General features: G+C 44.3%; 15 protein-coding genes and 6 tRNA genes. 19 read left to right on the forward strand and 2 right to left on the reverse strand.

Annotated elements, in window-relative coordinates:
* Nucleotides 1–10 precede the first annotated feature (10 nt).
* From nagB to WDV74_RS11465, 9 genes are all read left to right on the forward strand, one after another.
* The gene (nagB, locus tag WDV74_RS11425; RefSeq protein WP_338882925.1) at nt 11–817 is read left to right on the forward strand and encodes a glucosamine-6-phosphate deaminase; all 807 of its coding nucleotides are present in this window, start codon (nt 11–13) and stop codon (nt 815–817) included.
* A gap of 24 nt (nt 818–841) precedes the next feature.
* Nucleotides 842–1,999, forward strand: a complete 1,158-nt coding sequence (gene nagA / locus WDV74_RS11430; protein ID WP_338882926.1) for an N-acetylglucosamine-6-phosphate deacetylase — start codon at nt 842–844, stop codon at nt 1,997–1,999.
* A gap of 12 nt (nt 2,000–2,011) precedes the next feature.
* Entirely contained in the window at nt 2,012–3,235 is a 1,224-nt protein-coding gene (locus tag WDV74_RS11435; RefSeq protein ID WP_338882927.1) for an ROK family protein, read from the forward strand.
* A 155-nt stretch (nt 3,236–3,390) separates the two neighbouring features.
* A tRNA-Met gene (locus tag WDV74_RS11440) sits at nt 3,391–3,467 on the forward strand.
* Between the two features lie 5 nt (nt 3,468–3,472).
* Nucleotides 3,473–3,557, forward strand: a tRNA-Leu gene (locus WDV74_RS11445).
* A 69-nt stretch (nt 3,558–3,626) separates the two neighbouring features.
* Nucleotides 3,627–3,701, forward strand: a tRNA-Gln gene (locus tag WDV74_RS11450).
* Between the two features lie 83 nt (nt 3,702–3,784).
* A tRNA-Gln gene (locus WDV74_RS11455) sits at nt 3,785–3,859 on the forward strand.
* 41 nt (nt 3,860–3,900) lie between these two features.
* Nucleotides 3,901–3,977, forward strand: a tRNA-Met gene (locus WDV74_RS11460).
* A gap of 14 nt (nt 3,978–3,991) precedes the next feature.
* Nucleotides 3,992–4,066, forward strand: a tRNA-Gln gene (locus WDV74_RS11465).
* 852 nt (nt 4,067–4,918) lie between these two features.
* Here the strand turns inward: WDV74_RS11465 and tnpA are convergent.
* Together tnpA and ubiF are read right to left on the reverse strand one after the other, a co-directional pair.
* A complete protein-coding gene (tnpA, locus tag WDV74_RS11470) occupies nt 4,919–5,374 on the reverse strand; it encodes an IS200/IS605 family transposase (protein ID WP_338882928.1) in 456 nt (151 codons plus the stop codon).
* 201 nt (nt 5,375–5,575) lie between these two features.
* Nucleotides 5,576–6,763, reverse strand: coding sequence for a 3-demethoxyubiquinol 3-hydroxylase (gene ubiF, locus WDV74_RS11475; protein WP_338882929.1), 1,188 nt, complete (start codon nt 6,761–6,763; stop codon nt 5,576–5,578).
* A gap of 203 nt (nt 6,764–6,966) precedes the next feature.
* Here ubiF and miaB point away from each other — a divergent pair, with 203 nt between their 5' ends.
* The 10 genes from miaB to leuS all read left to right on the forward strand — a co-directional run bounded on the left by miaB (nt 6,967) and on the right by leuS (nt 18,771).
* The gene (miaB, locus tag WDV74_RS11480) at nt 6,967–8,397 is read left to right on the forward strand and encodes a tRNA (N6-isopentenyl adenosine(37)-C2)-methylthiotransferase MiaB (RefSeq protein ID WP_338882931.1); all 1,431 of its coding nucleotides are present in this window, start codon (nt 6,967–6,969) and stop codon (nt 8,395–8,397) included.
* 24 nt (nt 8,398–8,421) lie between these two features.
* The gene (locus WDV74_RS11485; RefSeq protein WP_338882932.1) at nt 8,422–9,468 is read left to right on the forward strand and encodes a PhoH family protein; all 1,047 of its coding nucleotides are present in this window, start codon (nt 8,422–8,424) and stop codon (nt 9,466–9,468) included.
* Nucleotides 9,465–9,932 (forward strand): rRNA maturation RNase YbeY, encoded by a 468-nt coding sequence (gene ybeY / locus WDV74_RS11490; protein ID WP_338882934.1) that lies wholly within the window; start codon nt 9,465–9,467, stop codon nt 9,930–9,932. Before WDV74_RS11485 ends, ybeY begins: the two co-directional genes overlap by 4 nt.
* 70 nt (nt 9,933–10,002) lie before the next feature.
* Nucleotides 10,003–10,881 (forward strand): CNNM family magnesium/cobalt transport protein CorC, encoded by an 879-nt coding sequence (gene corC / locus WDV74_RS11495; RefSeq protein WP_338882935.1) that lies wholly within the window; start codon nt 10,003–10,005, stop codon nt 10,879–10,881.
* Nucleotides 10,882–10,892: 11 nt separating this feature from the next.
* Nucleotides 10,893–12,422 (forward strand): apolipoprotein N-acyltransferase, encoded by a 1,530-nt coding sequence (gene lnt / locus WDV74_RS11500; RefSeq protein ID WP_338882936.1) that lies wholly within the window; start codon nt 10,893–10,895, stop codon nt 12,420–12,422.
* Between the two features lie 413 nt (nt 12,423–12,835).
* The gene (locus tag WDV74_RS11505) at nt 12,836–13,729 is read left to right on the forward strand and encodes an amino acid ABC transporter substrate-binding protein (RefSeq protein ID WP_338885596.1); all 894 of its coding nucleotides are present in this window, start codon (nt 12,836–12,838) and stop codon (nt 13,727–13,729) included.
* A 117-nt stretch (nt 13,730–13,846) separates the two neighbouring features.
* Nucleotides 13,847–14,587: an amino acid ABC transporter permease gene (locus WDV74_RS11510; RefSeq protein WP_338882938.1), complete on the forward strand. Its 741-nt coding sequence runs from the start codon at nt 13,847–13,849 to the stop codon at nt 14,585–14,587.
* A gap of 3 nt (nt 14,588–14,590) precedes the next feature.
* Complete coding sequence (gene gltK / locus WDV74_RS11515) at nt 14,591–15,265, forward strand: glutamate/aspartate ABC transporter permease GltK (protein ID WP_338882939.1); 675 nt, start codon at nt 14,591–14,593, stop codon at nt 15,263–15,265.
* Nucleotides 15,265–15,990 carry an amino acid ABC transporter ATP-binding protein gene (locus WDV74_RS11520; RefSeq protein WP_086108039.1) on the forward strand — a complete coding sequence of 242 codons (726 nt, stop codon included), beginning with the start codon at nt 15,265–15,267 and terminating at the stop codon, nt 15,988–15,990. Before gltK ends, WDV74_RS11520 begins: the two co-directional genes overlap by 1 nt.
* A 198-nt stretch (nt 15,991–16,188) precedes the next feature.
* Nucleotides 16,189–18,771 carry a leucine--tRNA ligase gene (gene leuS, locus WDV74_RS11525; RefSeq protein ID WP_338882940.1) on the forward strand — a complete coding sequence of 861 codons (2,583 nt, stop codon included), beginning with the start codon at nt 16,189–16,191 and terminating at the stop codon, nt 18,769–18,771.
* Nucleotides 18,772–18,782: the final 11 nt, after the last annotated feature.

The following is an 18,782-nucleotide window of genomic DNA, read 5'->3' on the forward strand; positions in this document are numbered from 1 at the left end:
AGAGGTAATCATGAGGCTTATCCCCCTAACTACGGCAAGTGATGTTGGTCGATGGTCTGCTCACTATATTGTAAGTAGGATAAATGAGTTCAATCCTACTGCGGAGCGCCCTTTCGTACTCGGGCTTCCCACAGGCAGTACCCCATTGGCAACCTACAAAGAACTTATTTCCCTGTACCAAGCCGGAAAAGTGAGCTTCAAGCATGTTGTGACATTTAATATGGATGAATATGTTGGCCTGCCAGAAGATCATCCTCAAAGCTACCACTCATTCATGTATCAAAATTTCTTTAATCACATTGATATCCCCAAAGAGAACATCAATTTGTTAAATGGAAATGCGAAAGATATTGATATTGAGTGCCAACGTTACGAAAATAAAATCAAATCCTATGGCAAAATACATTTATTTATGGGAGGTGTTGGTAATGATGGACATATTGCCTTTAATGAACCGGCCTCTTCTCTTTCTTCACGCACACGAATTAAAACACTGACCATTGAAACGCGGACTGCCAATTCCCGTTTTTTCAACCATGATATAAAACAAGTCCCCCAATATGCATTAACTGTTGGAGTGGGAACTTTAATGGATGCCGAAGAAATTATGATTTTGGCAACTGGAATGAATAAAGCGCAAGCCTTACAAGCCGCGGTAGAAGGGAATATCAACCATATGTGGACTATCAGTTGCCTCCAGATGCATCCAAAATCACTGATTGTCTGTGATGAACCTGCCACCATGGAACTGAAGGTAAAGACAGTGAAGTATTTTCACCAGTTAGAGGCCGATATCGTTAATGAATTTGCCAGCTAAACTGATTTAGGAGTCAAAATATCAATGTACGCGTTAACCAATGGCATTATTTATACCGGATATGACAGGCTCGATAACCATGCAGTTGTCATTGCAGATGGTTTAATTAAACAAGTCTGTCCGGTAAACGAGCTGCCAGAAGAGATAGAAAAACACAATTTACATGGCGCAAATCTCGCACCAGGATTTATTGACCTACAAGTGAATGGTTGTGGGGGAGTCCAGTTTAATGAGCGGTTGGAAAATCTTTCAGAAGAAACTCTGCATACTATGCAGAAAACCAACCAGCTCTACGGTTGTACCAGTTTTTTACCTACCCTCATCACCAGCCCCGATGAATTAATGATAAAAGCCATTGAAGTCATGCGCGCTTATCTACAAAAAAATCCTCATCAGGCACTAGGGCTGCATCTGGAAGGGCCTTATATTAATCCAATAAAAAAAGGAACTCATAATACAGCTTATATCCGCAAACCCACCCCTGAAATGGTTAATTACCTATGCCAGAATGCTGATGTAATTACCAAAATCACTCTCGCTCCTGAAATGGTAGAAAGCCAATATATTCAGCAATTCGCCGAAGCCGGTATTATCGTTTCTGCTGGCCATTCTAATGCGACTTATGAAGAAGCTCGTCATGGCTTCCAACAGGGTATTACTTTTTCTACCCATTTATACAATGCCATGCCTGCAATTTCTGGCCGCCAGCCTGGGCTGGTGAGTGCCATTTATGATTCCCCAGATGTCTATGCCGGCATAATCTGTGATGGAATGCATGTATCATGGCCAAATGTCCGCAATTCCAAGAGATTAAAAAATGAAAAGCTTATCTTGGTAACGGATGCCATCGTTCCTGCGGGGCTTGCTCCCGATGCCATGGATCAATTTACCTTTGCTAATAAAACAATATATTATCGAAATGGTTTATGTGTTGATGAAAATGGAACACTGAGCGGCTCATCAATCACAATGATTGATTGTGTCAAAAATAGTGTGGAGCATGTTGGTATTGCTTTGGATGAAACGTTGCGAATGGTAACGCTTTACCCAGCCCGCGCAATCGGTATTGATAAACACCTCGGTACGATTGAATCCGGCAAGGTAGCGAACCTGACCGCATTTACTCACGATTTCAAAATCTGCAAAACCATTGTTAACGGAAACGAAATCAAACTACCGTGAGTATAAAGACTGATGAGTAACGAAAACGCACAGAAGCAAATTGGCAATATTGATCTAGTCAAACAATTAAATAGCGCAGTGGTCTACCGGCTGATTGATCAGCATGGGCCAATATCACGCATCCAAATTGCAGAAGAGAGCCAACTTGCTCCTGCTAGTGTAACTAAAATTACTCGTCAGTTATTGGAGCGTGGCCTGATAAAAGAAGTCGAACATCAGGCTTCCACTGGCGGAAGACGTGCAATCTCCATTATTAGCGAAACACGCCATTTCCATACGATCGGAGTCCGGCTTGGGCGCCATGATGCAACTGTGGCACTGTTCGATATGAGTGGCAAGACGTTAGCGGAAGCACATTACCCTGTACGGGAAAATATTCAGCAGGAAGTCGAGAAACGAATTATTTACGCCATTGAAAGTTTCATCAACAAAAACCAGCGCCGGATCCGTGAGTTGATCGCAATTTCAATTATTCTTCCCGGTCTGGTTGATCCTGAGCTGGGTATTATCCGCTATATGCCACACATTAAGGTAGATAACTGGCCTCTGGTGAAGAATATCAAAACACATTTCAACACCTTCTGCTTTATTGGTCATGATATTCGCAGCCTGGCATTGGCAGAAAATTATTTCGGGGCAACACGCGATTGTGAAGATGCCATTCTGGTGCGTGTCCATCGTGGTACAGGGGCTGGTGTCATTGTTAACAACAACATTTTGCTCAACAAACGCGGTAATCTGGGTGAAATAGGCCATATTCAAATCGATCCTCTCGGTGAACGCTGCCATTGCGGTAATTTTGGTTGTCTGGAAACTATCGCTGCCAATTCAGCAATTGAAGCTAAAGTGCAACAACAATTACGCCAAGGGTTCCCAAGTCAGCTTGCCTTGAATAATTGCAATATCCATGCAATTTGCCTTGCAGCCAATGCGGGCGATCCCCTTGCCACAGAAGTCATCAGACATGTAGGGCTCTACCTTGGCAAGGCTATCTCAATCGCGATTAACCTGTTTAACCCTCAGAAGGTGGTGATTGCCGGAGAAATCACTGAAGCAGAACAGGTATTGTTGCCAACCATCAAGAGCAGCATCAATACCCAAGTATTAAAAGCATTCCGTGAAGACCTCCCTATAGTGATTTCTGAGTTAAATCACTGTTCAGCAATTGGGGCATTCGCCCTAACGAAACGCGCAATGCTTAATGGTGTACTGTTGCAACATCTTCTTGGCGGATAATTTCAACCGTTTTAGCCGACTTTGTCGACAAAACGTTTATAAGACAAACAAACAAACGATTTTGTGCATATTTCTTTAAAAAAGCAGTTGACGCATCTGTCTGATATACGCATAATGCGCCCCGCACCGCCGATGAAGGCAAAGCGAAAAAAGATGGCTACGTAGCTCAGCTGGTTAGAGCACAGCACTCATAATGCTGGGGTCACAGGTTCGATTCCCGTCGTAGCCACCATCTTTGCGGGAGTGGCGAAATTGGTAGACGCACCAGATTTAGGTTCTGGCGCCGCAAGGTGTGCGAGTTCAAGTCTCGCCTCCCGCACCATTTTCTTTATCGGGTTGTACTTAGAATGTGTTTTAGTAACGATTTTAAGTTTTAGTGTGTTGTTTCAGGTGGGGTATCGCCAAGCGGTAAGGCACCAGGTTTTGATCCTGGCATACCCTGGTTCGAATCCAGGTACCCCAGCCATTTAACTGGAACAATGAGTTAAAACGGCATAAGGTTAACAGCACATTCTGGGGATAACAAAGGCTGCATTGATAACACTCAGGTGGGGTATCGCCAAGCGGTAAGGCACCAGGTTTTGATCCTGGCATTCCCTGGTTCGAATCCAGGTACCCCAGCCATATTACTGAGGTTTATCACAACTCTTACGTTTATCGTAAATGGCTACGTAGCTCAGCTGGTTAGAGCACAGCACTCATAATGCTGGGGTCACAGGTTCGATTCCCGTCGTAGCCACCATTTAAAAATTCAGTTGGGGTATCGCCAAGCGGTAAGGCACCGGATTCTGATTCCGGCATTCCCAGGTTCGAATCCTGGTACCCCAGCCAATATTTTCAATGAGTTACATGATATAGCGAATTGAAAAAGAGCAGAGAAAGAATATACAGAATATTCTTTGATATAGAAACCGCCATTAAGGGTGGTTTTTTCGCATTTATCTCATAAAGATAAACTTTCCCACCCTCTCACCAATTAGATAATCTAATAAATTTAGGTTTGTAATTTTATACAATTGAAATTATAGATCTACCTCCCCCTGCCTCAAATTCCACACCGAATCTTCCAGCATCTGAACACAGATGTCTAATCTACAATGTCAGAAAGGGGCGTGATGCCCCTGAACCTTATTTGGTATACGATCTTGGATTAAATTTGCGCGTGCGAATGCGCAGTGAAAATAAAAATGCCACCAACCCGTGTGCGTTAGGTACGCGATAGAAACGGGTGGCAGCATGGGTTATTTCTGTAGCCACTCAGGGAATGGATACAAAAATATTGGGTTTAGTTTCAGAGGGTAACTAATTGTTAAACATTATTCGCTTGTTATTGGGTGAAAATAGGTTTACAGGGTAAATTAGTTTTTGTTGTTGTCAGTGAAATGGGGTGAGTAAAATGAAAAAGTTCATTCTTCTTTGCCTGCTAGCAGGCACGACACTTTTAGCTTCAATGCAAACTTATGCTGTGGTCTGCTCGATTTGGGTAATCCCTCAAATACGTGAAAAATGTATTGCGCAGTGCGAAGCTACACACCCAGGATGGTTAGGCAAAATAGCCTGTGAATAATCATAACCACCCGCATAGCGGGTGGTTTGCTCTAGCCCTATAAGGGCATGTTACCGACTGCGCCTAAATGACGCGGCTTTCTCTTCGTTCAAGCTAAGTGTCTTTGCTTCTTTGGCTTACCCCTTGAAGGGGTCGTTATACTCTCGTGTACTTAATTTATCTTGAAGTAAATCTGACTTTTCTTGCTCTCTGATATAGTTACGGATTGTGGCTTCATTCAGCCCCACTGTGCTGACGTAGTATCCTTCCGACCAAAACTTCCGGTTGCCAAATTTGTATTTTAAATTGGCATGTTTATCAAATATCATCAACGAGCTTTTACCTTTTAAGTACCCCATAAAACTGGAAACACTTATTTTCGGGGGGATACTCACCAGCATATGAACATGATCTGGCATTAAATGCCCTTCGATTATTTCGACTCCTTTGTACTTACAAAGGTTTCGTAGAATCTCACCTATACTTGAACGGATACTATTGAAGATGACTTTTCGTCTATATTTCGGCGAAAAGACGATATGGTATTTACACAGCCACTTTGTATGCGCTGAGCTTTGTGCTTTAATTCCCATAAACACCTTTCCTTATTTAAGTTACGGATATTAGCTTGAACATCTATATCGTAACGGAAAGGTGTTTTTCTTGGTATAACCCTTGAACTCCACCCGCATAGCGGGTGGTTTTATGTTTAAGCAGCTGATGCTACTTAAACTGGCTAAAGCCATAATAAAACCAAATTAGCCCCATAAGGGGCTAATAGGCAACAATATCCATCACAACCCCAATGCATATTTCAGAGCAAGATTTTTCATGCCTCCTGCACGTTGCGCAGCCATTAATGCCAGATTTCGTACCGTTTTTAACCCCGGCAAATCATTACTGAATGTAGTATGGAAAAAATCCATTCCTGCCTGCATCACCAAATTATCCGGCATCCTGCGACGTTGATAACGCATCAAAACTGGCAAAGAATCCCACTCTTGCAACAATTCCTTAGCATTGGTTAGTACCTTGAGTAACACATCAACATCCCGATAACCTAAATTCACTCCCTGCCCTGCCAACGGATTGATGGTATGAGCCGCATCTCCCAGCAGAACCAACCCTTCTTGTACGTAATGGCTGGCATGATGACGAGTCAGTGGAAATGAACCCGCAGCAATTGGGATAACTTTACCTAAGCGGGCAGGAAATGCCTGAAAAATTTCTCGTTCAAGTTGTGCCATCGTCATTGACTGCAATTGGCGAATACGGGCAGGAGAATCATACCAAACCAACGAAGCCCATTGATCAAACAACGGCAGAAAGGCCCTGGGACCAGAAGGAAAAAATTGTTGCCAGGTTATATCTTGTTGAGGCTGGTCAGTCTTGACCGTTATCAGCATACATGACTGGCGATATTGCCACCCGTTACTGCCAATACCCGCCAATTGACGGACTTGAGAACGGGCACCGTCTGCACCAATAATCAGTCGTGTGTTAATTTCCGTGCCATCTTCCAACGTCACCCGCCACGTTTTATTCTCATGCTGACGCTGCATAGATTGCAAAACAGTGGGACAAATCAATGTCAGGTTTGGATAACGTGCAAATTCTTGCCACAATGCCAGCTGCAAGACTCGATTTTCAACCATATGCCCTAACTCTGGCAGTCCCAAACTTGCAGCATCGAAAATGACATTCGAATCATTTTGCTCCCATGTTTCCAGCTTTCGATAAGGAGCACTGCGCATTTGCAAGACGTTTTCCCATGCTCCCAATTGTTTCAATAAATCCACCGAAGCACAGCTGATCGCAGATATACGAACATCAGGTTCACACTCTGCATCATAAAGTGCAGGAGGCTGGTGCTCCAATAATGCAACACGCCAACCTTCCTGCGCCAATCCCAATGCTGTCGCTGCACCAATCATACCTGCGCCAACGACAACGATATCGAATTTTTGTTGTGGATTATTCATATTCATCACGTCATTAACTTATTGATTAAAACAGTCTACCGGAATTTTCCCTTTCCGGCTGAGAATATCCGCTATTACAGTCTGGTCACTGGTGCCTCAAATGACTACAATAGCTAACAATATTATGCTAAATACACTACGTGCAATATATTGCGCTTTTCAGTGTTGAAGCATCATTCCACTGGAAACACCGGATACACAAAATGTCGACGATAAAAAAACTGTATATCAAAACCTGGGGCTGTCAGATGAACGAATACGATTCATCCAAGATGGCCGACTTGCTGGAAACCACTCACGGTTATCAGTTAACCGATGTCGCCGAAGAAGCAGATATCTTACTCCTGAATACTTGTTCAATCCGTGAAAAGGCTCAGGAAAAAGTCTTTCACCAACTTGGCCGCTGGAAAGGCCTGAAAGATAAAAATCCTGAAATCATTATCGGTGTGGGGGGTTGTGTCGCTTCCCAGGAAGGGGATTACATTCGCCAACGTTCACCCAGCGTCGATATTATTTTTGGGCCACAAACCCTGCACCGCCTGCCCGAAATGATTAATCATGTCAAAGGCACCCGCAGCCCGGTTGTTGACATCAGTTTCCCTGAAATTGAAAAATTTGACCGTCTGCCAGAGCCTCGTGCCGAAGGCCCAACGGCATTCGTTTCCATCATGGAAGGCTGCAATAAGTACTGCACATTCTGCGTTGTACCTTACACCCGTGGGGAAGAAGTCAGCCGTCCTTGTGATGATATTTTATTCGAAATTGCCCAACTTGCTGCGCAAGGTGTACGTGAAGTTAATCTGCTTGGTCAAAACGTTAATGCCTATCGCGGCGCAACGTTTGATGGCGGTATCTGCACATTTGCCGAGCTGTTGCGTCTGGTTGCGGCTATTGACGGTATCGACCGCATTCGCTTCACAACCAGCCATCCAATCGAGTTTACTGACGATATTATTGCAGTCTACGAAGATACCCCTGAATTAGTGAGCTTCCTGCACCTGCCAGTCCAGAGTGGTTCTGATCGCATTCTTACCCTGATGAAACGCGCCCATACTGCGCTAGAATACAAAGGCATCATTCGCCGTTTACGTAAAGCACGCCCTGACATTCTGATCAGTTCTGACTTCATCATCGGTTTCCCAGGTGAAACACAGGATGATTTTGAAAAAACCATGAAACTGATTGCCGATGTTAACTTCGACATGAGTTTTAGCTTTATCTATTCAGCGCGCCCAGGTACACCCGCAGCCGATTTGCCAGATGACGTTAGCGAAGAAGAAAAGAAACAGCGCTTGTACCTGCTCCAGCAGCGCATTAACCAGCAGGCTATGAGCTACAGCCGCGCAATGCTTGGCAGTACGCAGCGCATTCTGGTTGAAGGCCCATCACGCAAAAATATCATGGAACTCTCTGGCCGTACCGAGAATAACCGCGTGGTTAATTTCGAGGGAACGCCTGACATGATTGGTAAATTTGTTGATGTCGAAATTGTTGACGTATACGCCAACTCCCTGCGAGGTAAAGTCATTCGTACTGAAGATGAGATGGATCTGCGCATTCATGAGTCACCTGAATCAGTCATTGCCCGTACTCGCAAGGAAGATGAGCTCGGCGTTGGCTTTTATCAGCCTTAACAGGCCCTAACATAGAGATAATCAGTGACACAAATAAACCCACAAGTAGCAACCCAAGAAATCTTTCTGGAGCCTGCTGACAATCAACGTCTGATGAGTCTGTGTGGACCACTTGATGATAATCTGAAACAACTTGAACGTCGTTTGGGTATTGAAATCAATCGCCGTGATAACCGTTTCAAACTGGCTGGTAAGCCATTGTGTGTTAATGCGGCCGCAGGGATCTTGCGCCACCTTTATGTCGAAACCGCGCCTATACGCGGCGTCATACCTGATCTTGAGCCTGAACAGGTGCATCTCGCTATTACCGAGAGCCGGGTACTGGAACAAGCAGCAGAAAACGTCCCTGAATATGGTAAGGCTGTCAACATCAAAACGAAACGGGGTGTTGTAAAACCCCGTACTCCCAATCAGGCGCAATATATTGCTAACATCCTTGATCACGATATCACGTTCGGGGTGGGGCCTGCAGGTACAGGGAAAACGTATTTGGCCGTCGCTGCGGCGGTTGATGCACTGGAACGCCAGGAAGTCCGCCGTATCCTGCTGACCCGTCCTGCGGTTGAAGCCGGAGAAAAACTGGGCTTTCTGCCTGGTGATCTTAGCCAGAAAGTCGACCCTTATCTGCGTCCGCTTTATGATGCCCTGTTTGAAATGATGGGATTTGAAAAAGTTGAGAAGCTTATCGAAAGAAACGTTATTGAAGTGGCGCCACTGGCTTATATGCGTGGACGTACCCTCAATGATGCCTTTATTATTCTCGACGAAAGCCAAAATACGACCATTGAACAGATGAAAATGTTCCTGACTCGCATTGGTTTTAATTCCAAGGCCGTCATTACCGGTGACGTAACCCAGATTGACTTGCCAAGAGGGCAAAAATCAGGCCTGAGTCATGCAATAGAAGTATTATCTGATGTTGATGACCTGAGTTTTAACTTCTTACATAGTGAAGATGTTGTTCGCCATCCCGTGGTGGCAAAAGTGGTTATCGCTTATGAAGTATGGGAAGCAGCGGAACAAGAACGCAAAAAAGCGCTCAATGAGAAACGCAGACAGGAAGCACAATGAGTTCAGTCATATTAGATTTACAAATTGCATGTGAAAATCCCGAAGGGCTACCCGAGGAAGCCCTTTTCCAACGCTGGTTGGAAGGTGTTCTGCCACAATTTCAGACCGAAAGTGAAGTGACTATTCGCCTGGTCGATGAGGCAGAAAGCCACGATTTAAACCTCACTTATCGTGGGAAAGATAAACCAACTAATGTGCTATCTTTCCCATTTGAAGCGCCACCTGAAGTTGAATTACCTTTACTCGGTGATTTAATTATCTGTCGTCAAGTTGTTGAACAAGAGGCAGAAGAGCAACAAAAAACGGTCGAAGAACACTGGGCACATATGGTGGTTCACGGCAGCCTTCATCTTCTGGGATATGATCATATAGAAGACGATGAAGCGGAAGAAATGGAAGCGCTGGAAACAGAGCTCCTAAAAAAAATGGGTTATACTGATCCCTATCTCGCGGAAAAAGAATAACCACTGTCAACATTTTTATGTTAAACATAATAGTCTACGATTTTATATGGGGAATTTTCATTAAAACGCCATGAGCGACGACCATCCTTCAAGTAACGATAACCCTGGCCCTAAGAAAGGCTTTTTTGCACTTCTTAATCAGCTTTTCCACGGTGAACCGAAAAACCGTGATGATTTGGTTGAACTGATCCGTGATTCTGAACAGAATGACCTAATCGATCCCGACACCCGCGAGATGCTCGAAGGTGTCATAGATATTGCTGATCAACGCGTGCGTGACATTATGATCCCACGCTCACAGATCGTTACCTTAAAACGCAACCAATCTCTGGACGAATGTCTGGATGTTATTATCGACTCGGCTCACTCACGCTTTCCTGTGATCAGCGAAGACAAAGATCATATCGAAGGCATATTAATGGCGAAAGATCTGCTACCTTTCATGCGTACAAATGCAGAACCTTTCAGCATTGATAAAGTCCTTCGTCAGGCTGTTGTCGTGCCGGAAAGTAAACGTGTTGACCGCCTGCTGAAAGAATTCCGTTCCCAACGCTACCATATGGCGATTGTGATCGACGAATTTGGCGGCGTTTCGGGGCTGGTCACCATTGAGGATATTCTTGAACTGATTGTGGGTGAAATAGAAGACGAATACGATGATGATGAAGATAACGATATTCGTGCCTTAAGTCGCCATTCCTATTCAGTGCGGGCATTGACTCAAATTGAGGATTTTAATGACATTTTTGGCACTAATTTCAGCGATGAAGAGGTTGATACTATTGGTGGGTTAGTCATGCAGGCATTTGGGCATCTGCCTTCACGTGGGGAATCCATCACCATTGATGGCTACCTTTTCAAAGTGGCAATGTCTGATAGCCGTAAAATCATTCAGGTTCATGTAAAAATACCGGATGATGCTGATGTTCCTAGCCTTGATAAACAATAAATAGGATCTGGATGAACAAAGCCTCATTAATGAGTTGCCAGCGGTTACGTGCCGTGCTGGCACTTTTCTTCGGAGCCAGTGGAACGCTGGCTTTTTCACCTTTTGATTTCTGGCCTGCTGCTCTTGTTTCCCTTTTTGGCTTGCAAATCCTTTCTTTAAACAGAACAACCCGCCAGGCTTGCTTGATTGGTTTATGCTGGGGCCTTGGCTTATTCGGCAGTGGCGCAAACTGGGTTTATGTCAGTATCGCTGACTTTGGTGGCATGCCAACCGCTATCAATATCTTTTTGGTGATCTTGCTATCTGCCTATCTTGCCCTTTATCCCGCTTTATTTACTGGTGTATTGAACCGCTTTTTTCCGGCTTCTAATAGCATCAGGCTGGTTATAGCCAGTCCAGCGCTGTGGCAATTGACAGAATTCTTGCGTGGTTGGGTGTTATCTGGGTTTCCATGGTTACAATTTGGTTACAGCCAAATTGATGGCCCGATGAAAGCCATTGCGCCTATTCTGGGTGTAGAAGGTATTACCTTCTTACTGATGATGATCAGCGGATTGCTGGTTGTTTCTGTTACCCAGAAAAAAATTTCCGCAGCTATTTTCGCCATTATCCTGCTACTGTTGCCGTGGTCAATGAGGCATTACCAGTGGTATACCCTACAACCAGAAAAAGCCACTGATATTGCTTTGGTTCAAGGTAATATTCCCCAAGCCATTAAGTGGGAGTCCAGCGCTCTTGGGAAAACACTGGATATCTATTTGGATAACAGTCGCCCCTTCATCGGTAAAACGCCAATCATCATCTGGCCGGAATCTGCTATTCCTGATTATGAATATAACCAGAGTGATTTTCTGACTAAACTGGATACCGTGCTGAGAAAACATAATACCAGCTTGATCACTGGCATTGTGGACGCCCGACCGACGTTGGAAGGCTATAAATTCTATAACAGCATCATCGTATTAGGGGATAAGATACCTTACCAATACCCAGCACCAACCCGCTACGATAAACATCACCTGGTACCGTTTGGTGAGTTCGTGCCATTGGCATCAATACTGCGGCCACTAGCACCTTTATTCAATTTGCCGATGTCTTCTTTTAGCCAAGGTAATTACATCCAGCCTCAACTTTCTGTTGCCGGGCACAACATTACTGCCGCTATCTGCTACGAAATTATTTTGGGTGAACAGGTGCGTGATAATTTCAAACCTGACACCGAGTTCCTCTTGACCGTTTCTAATGATGCCTGGTTTGGACGTTCCATTGGCCCTTGGCAACATTTCCAAATGGCACGGATGCGTGCTCTTGAACTAGGCCGTCCTCTGCTAAGAGGAACAAATAATGGTGTTACAGCAGTAATTAACCCGGATGGCTCCATTCAGGCTGAACTTCCACAATTTACCCGACAGGTATTGGAAACCAAAGTAACCCCAGCCACAGGGATAACACCTTATTTTCGCTTCGGCAATTGGCCAATATGGGGAACAAGTGCCCTGTTTTTTATCTTTGCTTTGATAAAAAAACGCCGCAAAGCTTGAGTTTCTATTTTCCTGTAATTAAACGTTAATAGTGATCAGGGCATATTACTTATGTCCTGATTTCATTTAACTATCGATTTCATCACCGAAATAACAATAATTCCTCACATATATCACCATAAAATACCCTCTAAAACAGAATATTATTTCAAATAGTACAAAGTGTGAACACTATTCAATATTATTCTCTTTTTAACCACACATAAATGAAATTGTTTATTTATAGTGCGATGCAGGTCGCGAAATAGAAACATTATGGTTTCAAAAAAGTAACATTTTGAATTATTTTTTTACGACATATAAACAAAATGACACGAAAAATCGTTTCGACAGTCTTATTTATGTAGAAACATGCAAAAACACAATTATTTGTAAGCAAATTCAATTTCACAAAAAATAACCAGATAAAGGAGCTGTATATGCGTAAGTTGATGTTAACTATGATGTTGCTTAGCGCAGTCGGGACTGCCCATGCTGAGGAATTGACAGGAACACTGAAAAAAATCAAAGATAACGGCATCATCGTTGTTGGACACCGAGAATCGTCGGTTCCATTCTCTTACTACGATAATCAACAAAATGTCGTTGGTTATTCCCAAGATTATTCCAACCTGATCGTTGATGCCGTCAAGAAAAAGCTCGATATGCCTAATTTGCAAATTAAGCTGATCCCGATTACCTCCCAGAACCGTATTCCTCTGCTACAAAACGGTACTTTCGATTTTGAATGTGGCTCTACCACCAACAACGTTGAACGACAGAAACAAGCGGCATTCTCCAATACCATCTTTTCCGTCGGTACTCGCCTGCTGACCAAAAAAGATTCAGGCATCAAGGGGTTTGATGATCTGGCAGGAAAAAATGTTGTGGTGACTTCTGGTACAACCTCTGAAATCTTGTTAAATAAACTCAACGATGAAAAGCAAATGAAAATGCGTATTATCAGCGCCAAAGACCACGGTGATTCATTCCGTACTCTGGAATCAGGTCGTGCTGTCGCCTTTATGATGGATGATGCTTTACTCGCTGGTGAACGAGCGAAAGCTAAAAAACCCGATCAATGGATCATTGTTGGCAAACCACAATCAGAAGAAGCCTACGGCTGTATGCTGCGCAAAAATGATCCTCAATTCAAGAAATTGATTGATGACGTTATTGCCAAAACACAAACCTCCGGTGAAGCAGAAAAAATGTTTGATCGCTGGTTCAAAGAACCCATTCCACCTAAGAACCTGAATTTAAACTTCTCTATGTCAGATGAAATGAGAGCTTTGTTTAAGTCACCAAACGATAAGGCATTGAATTAAGCAAACAAAATCCCGATTTCATTGGCAAGACGGGTATGAGGTAGTCGTTCCCTACCTCATTTTTTCCAGATTTAAATTCGATGAATGACAGCTAACCCCATATCAGGGAGTTCGATTATGTCCACTAATTGGGATTGGGGCATCTTTTTACAAGCCGCCCCTTTTGGTAATACCACCTATCTGGGGTGGCTTATTTCTGGTTTTCAGGTAACGGTGGCACTTTCCGCTTGTGCCTGGATCATTGCATTCGTTGTCGGTTCATTATTCGGTATTCTTCGCACAGCCCCGAATAAATTTCTTTCCGGGCTTGGAACGTGTTATGTGGAGTTATTTCGCAACGTTCCTCTTATTGTCCAATTCTTTACCTGGTATCTGGTGGTTCCTGAATTCCTGCCAAAAAATTTGAGTGATTGGTTCAAAATGGAGCTGGATCCCAATATCCAATTTTTTATCTCCTCAGTCATCTGCTTAGGGTTATTCACTGCTGCCCGTGTATGTGAGCAAGTTCGCGCGGCAATTCAGTCACTCCCAAGAGGGCAAAAAGCCGCAGGTCTGGCAATGGGGCTAACCTTGCCACAAACCTATCGTTACGTTCTGCTGCCAAACGCCTACCGAGTGATAATTCCCCCCATGACCTCAGAAATGCTCAATTTGGTGAAAAATTCTGCCATTGCTTCCACAATCGGGTTGGTTGATATGGCTGCTCAAGCCAATAAATTGCTGGATTACTCCGCTCACGCCTATGAATCATTCACAGCGATCACTCTGGCTTACATAGGTATCAACCTGGTGATCATGCTTGCCATGAACATATTGGAGAAAAAAGTACGTTTACCCGGCAATATGGGAGGGCGATAAAAAATGTATCAGTTTGACTGGAGTTCAATTGTACCAAGTTTACCCTTCCTTCTGGATGGATTATTGATAACGGCAAAAATTACCGTAATAGCCGTTATCATCGGCATTGTCTGGGGAACCATGCTGGCGATAATGCGCCTCTCATCCATCAAGGCATTAAGCTGGTTTGCAGCCCTATATGTTAACCTGTTCCGCTCCGTTCCACTGGTGATGGTATTACTGTGGTTTTATCTGATTGTGCCTAACTTATTACAAAATATTCTAGGTATTTCACCAAAAACCGATATCCGTTTAATTTCTGCAATGGTAGCTTTTTCGCTCTTTGAGGCAGCTTACTACGCCGAAATAATTCGGGCAGGTATTCAGAGTATTTCCCGCGGGCAATCTTCTGCTGCGCTGGCACTGGGTATGACTCAATTGCAAAGCATGCGGTTGGTCATACTGCCACAAGCATTTCGGGCCATGATCCCATTGCTGCTAACACAAGGCATTGTATTATTCCAGGATACTTCTCTGGTATATGTATTGAGTCTGGCGGATTTTTTCCGTACAGCAACGAATATTGGTGAGCGCGATGGAACCCAAATTGAAATGGTTCTGTTTGCCGGCTTTGTTTATTTTGTGATTAGTTTTTCCGCTTCTATGCTGGTTAACTATTTGAAGAAAAGGACTGTTTGATGATTTCCCTGAAAAATGTATCCAAGTGGTATGGCCAATTTCAGGTTCTTACTGACTGCTCAACTGAAGTCAAAAAAGGCGAAGTAGTCGTGGTATGTGGGCCATCTGGTTCCGGTAAGTCCACACTGATAAAAACGGTCAATGGTCTTGAACCTGTCCAGCAAGGTGAAATTCGAGTAAACGACACAAAAGTCAATGACAAGAGCACCAATCTGGCACAATTGCGCTCCAAGGTGGGGATGGTGTTTCAGCACTTTGAACTTTTTCCTCACCTATCGATTATTGAAAACCTGACACTGGCTCAAGTTAAAGTGTTAAAGCGCGACAAGAAAGAAGCGACTGAAAAAGGCTTAAAACTGCTAGAGCGAGTTGGGTTAGCCAGCCATGCGGATAAATTTCCTGCACAACTCTCCGGTGGCCAGCAACAACGTGTTGCCATTGCCCGTGCACTCTGCATGGATCCTATTGCAATGCTGTTTGATGAGCCTACTTCTGCCCTTGATCCTGAAATGATTAATGAAGTACTGGATGTTATGGTGGAATTGGCGAACGAAGGCATGACCATGATGGTCGTCACCCATGAAATGGGATTTGCCAAGAAAGTAGCACATCGCGTTATTTTCATGGATGAAGGCAAAATTGTCGAAGACAGTAAGAAAGAAGATTTCTTTGCTAACCCAAAATCGGAGCGCGCCCGCGATTTTCTGGCGAAAATTCTACACTGATTTTTCCTTATCGGCGGAAGGCAAAACTACCGCCGATTTTAAATTTTCCCTAAAAATAAGTAATTTTCCGCATTCCGCCTTTAACAAGAGTTGTTGCCCCTATCCCTTATCAGCTATGCTATGGAACCTTAGATTTCATAAACAAACTAAACGCGCTAAAGGCGTAGCTTTATTACTCACCATAGGATTATCGGTGCCATGCAAGAACAATATCGCCCAGAAGACATAGAACAACAAGTCCAGCTTCATTGGCAAGAGAAGCGAACGTTCAAAGTGACAGAAGACAGCAGCAAAGAAAAATACTATTGCCTGTCCATGCTACCTTATCCTTCTGGCCGACTACATATGGGCCACGTCCGTAACTACACTATGGGTGATGTAATTTCCCGTTATCAGCGCATGCTGGGCAAAAACGTATTGCAACCTATCGGTTGGGATGCGTTTGGTTTGCCAGCAGAAGGCGCAGCGGTCAAGAATAATACCGCCCCAGCTCCGTGGACGTATTCCAACATTGAATACATGAAAAGCCAGTTAAAACAACTGGGTTTTGGCTATGATTGGGATCGTGAAGTCACGACCTGTACGCCAGAATACTATCGCTGGGAACAGTGGTTCTTCACTAAATTGTACGAAAAAGGTCTGGTATACAAAAAAACTTCCGCCGTTAACTGGTGCCCACATGATCTGACTGTTCTCGCAAATGAGCAGGTTATTGATGGCTGTTGCTGGCGTTGTGATACCCAGGTTGAGCGTAAAGAGATCCCACAATGGTTCATTAAGATCACCGCTTACGCAGAAGAGCTGCTAAACGATCTGGATAAACTGGAAGATTGGCCGGAACAGGTCAAGACCATGCAACGCAACTGGATTGGCCGTTCTGAAGGTGTCGAAATCACGTTCAATGTTGCTGACAGTCAGGAAAAACTCACCGTGTACACTACACGCCCTGATACTTTCATGGGAGTCACTTATGTCGCAGTGGCAGCAGGTCATCCTCTGGCAAAGCAAGCTGCGGAAAATAATCCTGAACTGGTGAAATTTATTGACGAATGCCGTAATACCAAAGTTGCCGAAGCTGATATGGCAACGATGGAGAAAAAAGGCATGTCAACTGGCATGTTTGTCATTCATCCATTAACCAATGAAAAACTCGCTATCTGGGTTGCTAACTTTGTCTTGATGGAATACGGCACTGGTGCGGTGATGGCTGTTCCAGGACACGATCAACGTGACTGGGAATTTGCCACTAAATACAGCCTGCCAATAAAAGCCGTTATTCTGGACAACGATGGTAATATACCAAACGTTCAGGAAGCAGCGGTTACTGATAAAAATGCGCTGGTCAATTCCGGTGAATTCAGTAGCCTGAGCCATGAAGAAGGCTTCAATGCTATCGCAGACAAACTGGTTGCAATGGGCGTCGGACAGCGTAAAGTCAATTACCGCCTGCGTGACTGGGGCGTTTCGCGTCAACGTTATTGGGGTGCGCCAATTCCAATGGCAACACTGGAAGATGGCACTGTTGTCCCTGTTCCAGAAGATCAATTACCGGTAATTTTGCCAGAAGATGTCGTGATGGATGGGATCACCAGCCCAATTAAAGCGGATCCTGAATGGGCAAAAACGACCATTAACGGCCAGCCTGCACTGCTTGAAACTGATACCTTTGATACCTTTATGGAATCCTCATGGTATTACGCACGCTATACCTGCCCAGATTATGATAAAGGCATGTTGGATCCGGCAGCGGCTAACTATTGGTTGCCAGTGGATCAATACATCGGTGGTATTGAACACGCTATCATGCACCTGATGTACTTCCGTTTCTTCCATAAATTGATGCGTGATGCTGGCATGGTCAACTCTGATGAACCTGCCAAGCGCCTGCTGTGCCAAGGCATGGTTCTGGCTGATGCCTTCTACTATACCGGCAATAGCGGTGAGAAAGTCTGGGTATCTCCAACTGATGCCATTGTTGAGCGCGACGAGAAAGGTCGTATTGTCAAAGCAACAGATAAAGACGGCCATGAGCTGGTTTATACCGGCATGAGCAAAATGTCAAAATCCAAGAACAATGGTATCGATCCACAAATTATGGTCGATAAATACGGCGCAGATACCGTTCGTCTGTTTATGATGTTCGCTGCACCACCAGAACTGACCCTGGAATGGCAAGAGTCTGGCGTGGAAGGTGCTAACCGCTTCCTGAAACGTGTTTGGCGTCTGGTTTACGAGCACAGCAACAAAGGGACAACCCAGCCACTGGATATCAGCAATCTGACGACAGAACAGAAAGATCTGCGCCGTGATTTGCACAAAACCATTGCGAAAGTCACTGATGATGTTGGTCGCCGTCAAGCATTCAATACTGCCATTGCGGCCATCATGGAGCTGATGAATAAACTGACTCGTGCACCACAGGAAACAGAGCAAGATCGTGCTCTGATGCAAGAAGCAGTAACAGCGATTGTGCGTATGCTTTCACCGATTACACCGCACGCTTGCTTCGTCATGTGGAAAGCACTTGGTAATGAGGGGGACATTGACACTGTGGAATGGCCACAAGCTGATGAGCAGGCAATGGTAGACGATACTAAACTGGTCATTATCCAAATTAACGGTAAGGTTCGTGGTCGCATTACGGTACCGGCAGATGCAACAAAAGAGTATGTCCAAGAGATGGCAACGCAAGAATACGGTGTGAAGAAATATCTTGAAGACGTTAGTATCCGCAAGGTCATCTATGTTCCAGGTAAGTTACTGAATCTGGTTGTAGGCTGATAACAGGAGAT

The sequence above is a fragment of the Xenorhabdus sp. TH1 genome, from assembly GCF_037260955.1.
GTDB classification, from domain to species: Bacteria; Pseudomonadota; Gammaproteobacteria; order Enterobacterales; family Enterobacteriaceae; genus Xenorhabdus; species Xenorhabdus griffiniae.

Bases quoted from the DNA above. Each gene is read 5' to 3' on its own strand.
- WDV74_RS11435 (WP_338882927.1), top strand. From the start codon at position 2,012: ATGAGTAACGAAAACGCACAGAAGCAAATTGGCAATATTGATCTAGTC.
- WDV74_RS11520 (WP_086108039.1), top strand. From the start codon at position 15,265: ATGATTTCCCTGAAAAATGTATCCAAGTGGTATGGCCAATTTCAGGTT.
- WDV74_RS11510 (WP_338882938.1), top strand. From the start codon at position 13,847: ATGTCCACTAATTGGGATTGGGGCATCTTTTTACAAGCCGCCCCTTTT.
- lnt (WP_338882936.1), top strand. From the start codon at position 10,893: ATGAACAAAGCCTCATTAATGAGTTGCCAGCGGTTACGTGCCGTGCTG.
- corC (WP_338882935.1), top strand. From the start codon at position 10,003: ATGAGCGACGACCATCCTTCAAGTAACGATAACCCTGGCCCTAAGAAA.
- leuS (WP_338882940.1), top strand. From the start codon at position 16,189: ATGCAAGAACAATATCGCCCAGAAGACATAGAACAACAAGTCCAGCTT.
- ybeY (WP_338882934.1), top strand. From the start codon at position 9,465: ATGAGTTCAGTCATATTAGATTTACAAATTGCATGTGAAAATCCCGAA.
- miaB (WP_338882931.1), top strand. From the start codon at position 6,967: ATGTCGACGATAAAAAAACTGTATATCAAAACCTGGGGCTGTCAGATG.
- tnpA (WP_338882928.1), bottom strand. From the start codon at position 5,374: ATGGGAATTAAAGCACAAAGCTCAGCGCATACAAAGTGGCTGTGTAAA.
- ubiF (WP_338882929.1), bottom strand. From the start codon at position 6,763: ATGAATAATCCACAACAAAAATTCGATATCGTTGTCGTTGGCGCAGGT.
- gltK (WP_338882939.1), top strand. From the start codon at position 14,591: ATGTATCAGTTTGACTGGAGTTCAATTGTACCAAGTTTACCCTTCCTT.
- nagA (WP_338882926.1), top strand. From the start codon at position 842: ATGTACGCGTTAACCAATGGCATTATTTATACCGGATATGACAGGCTC.
- nagB (WP_338882925.1), top strand. From the start codon at position 11: ATGAGGCTTATCCCCCTAACTACGGCAAGTGATGTTGGTCGATGGTCT.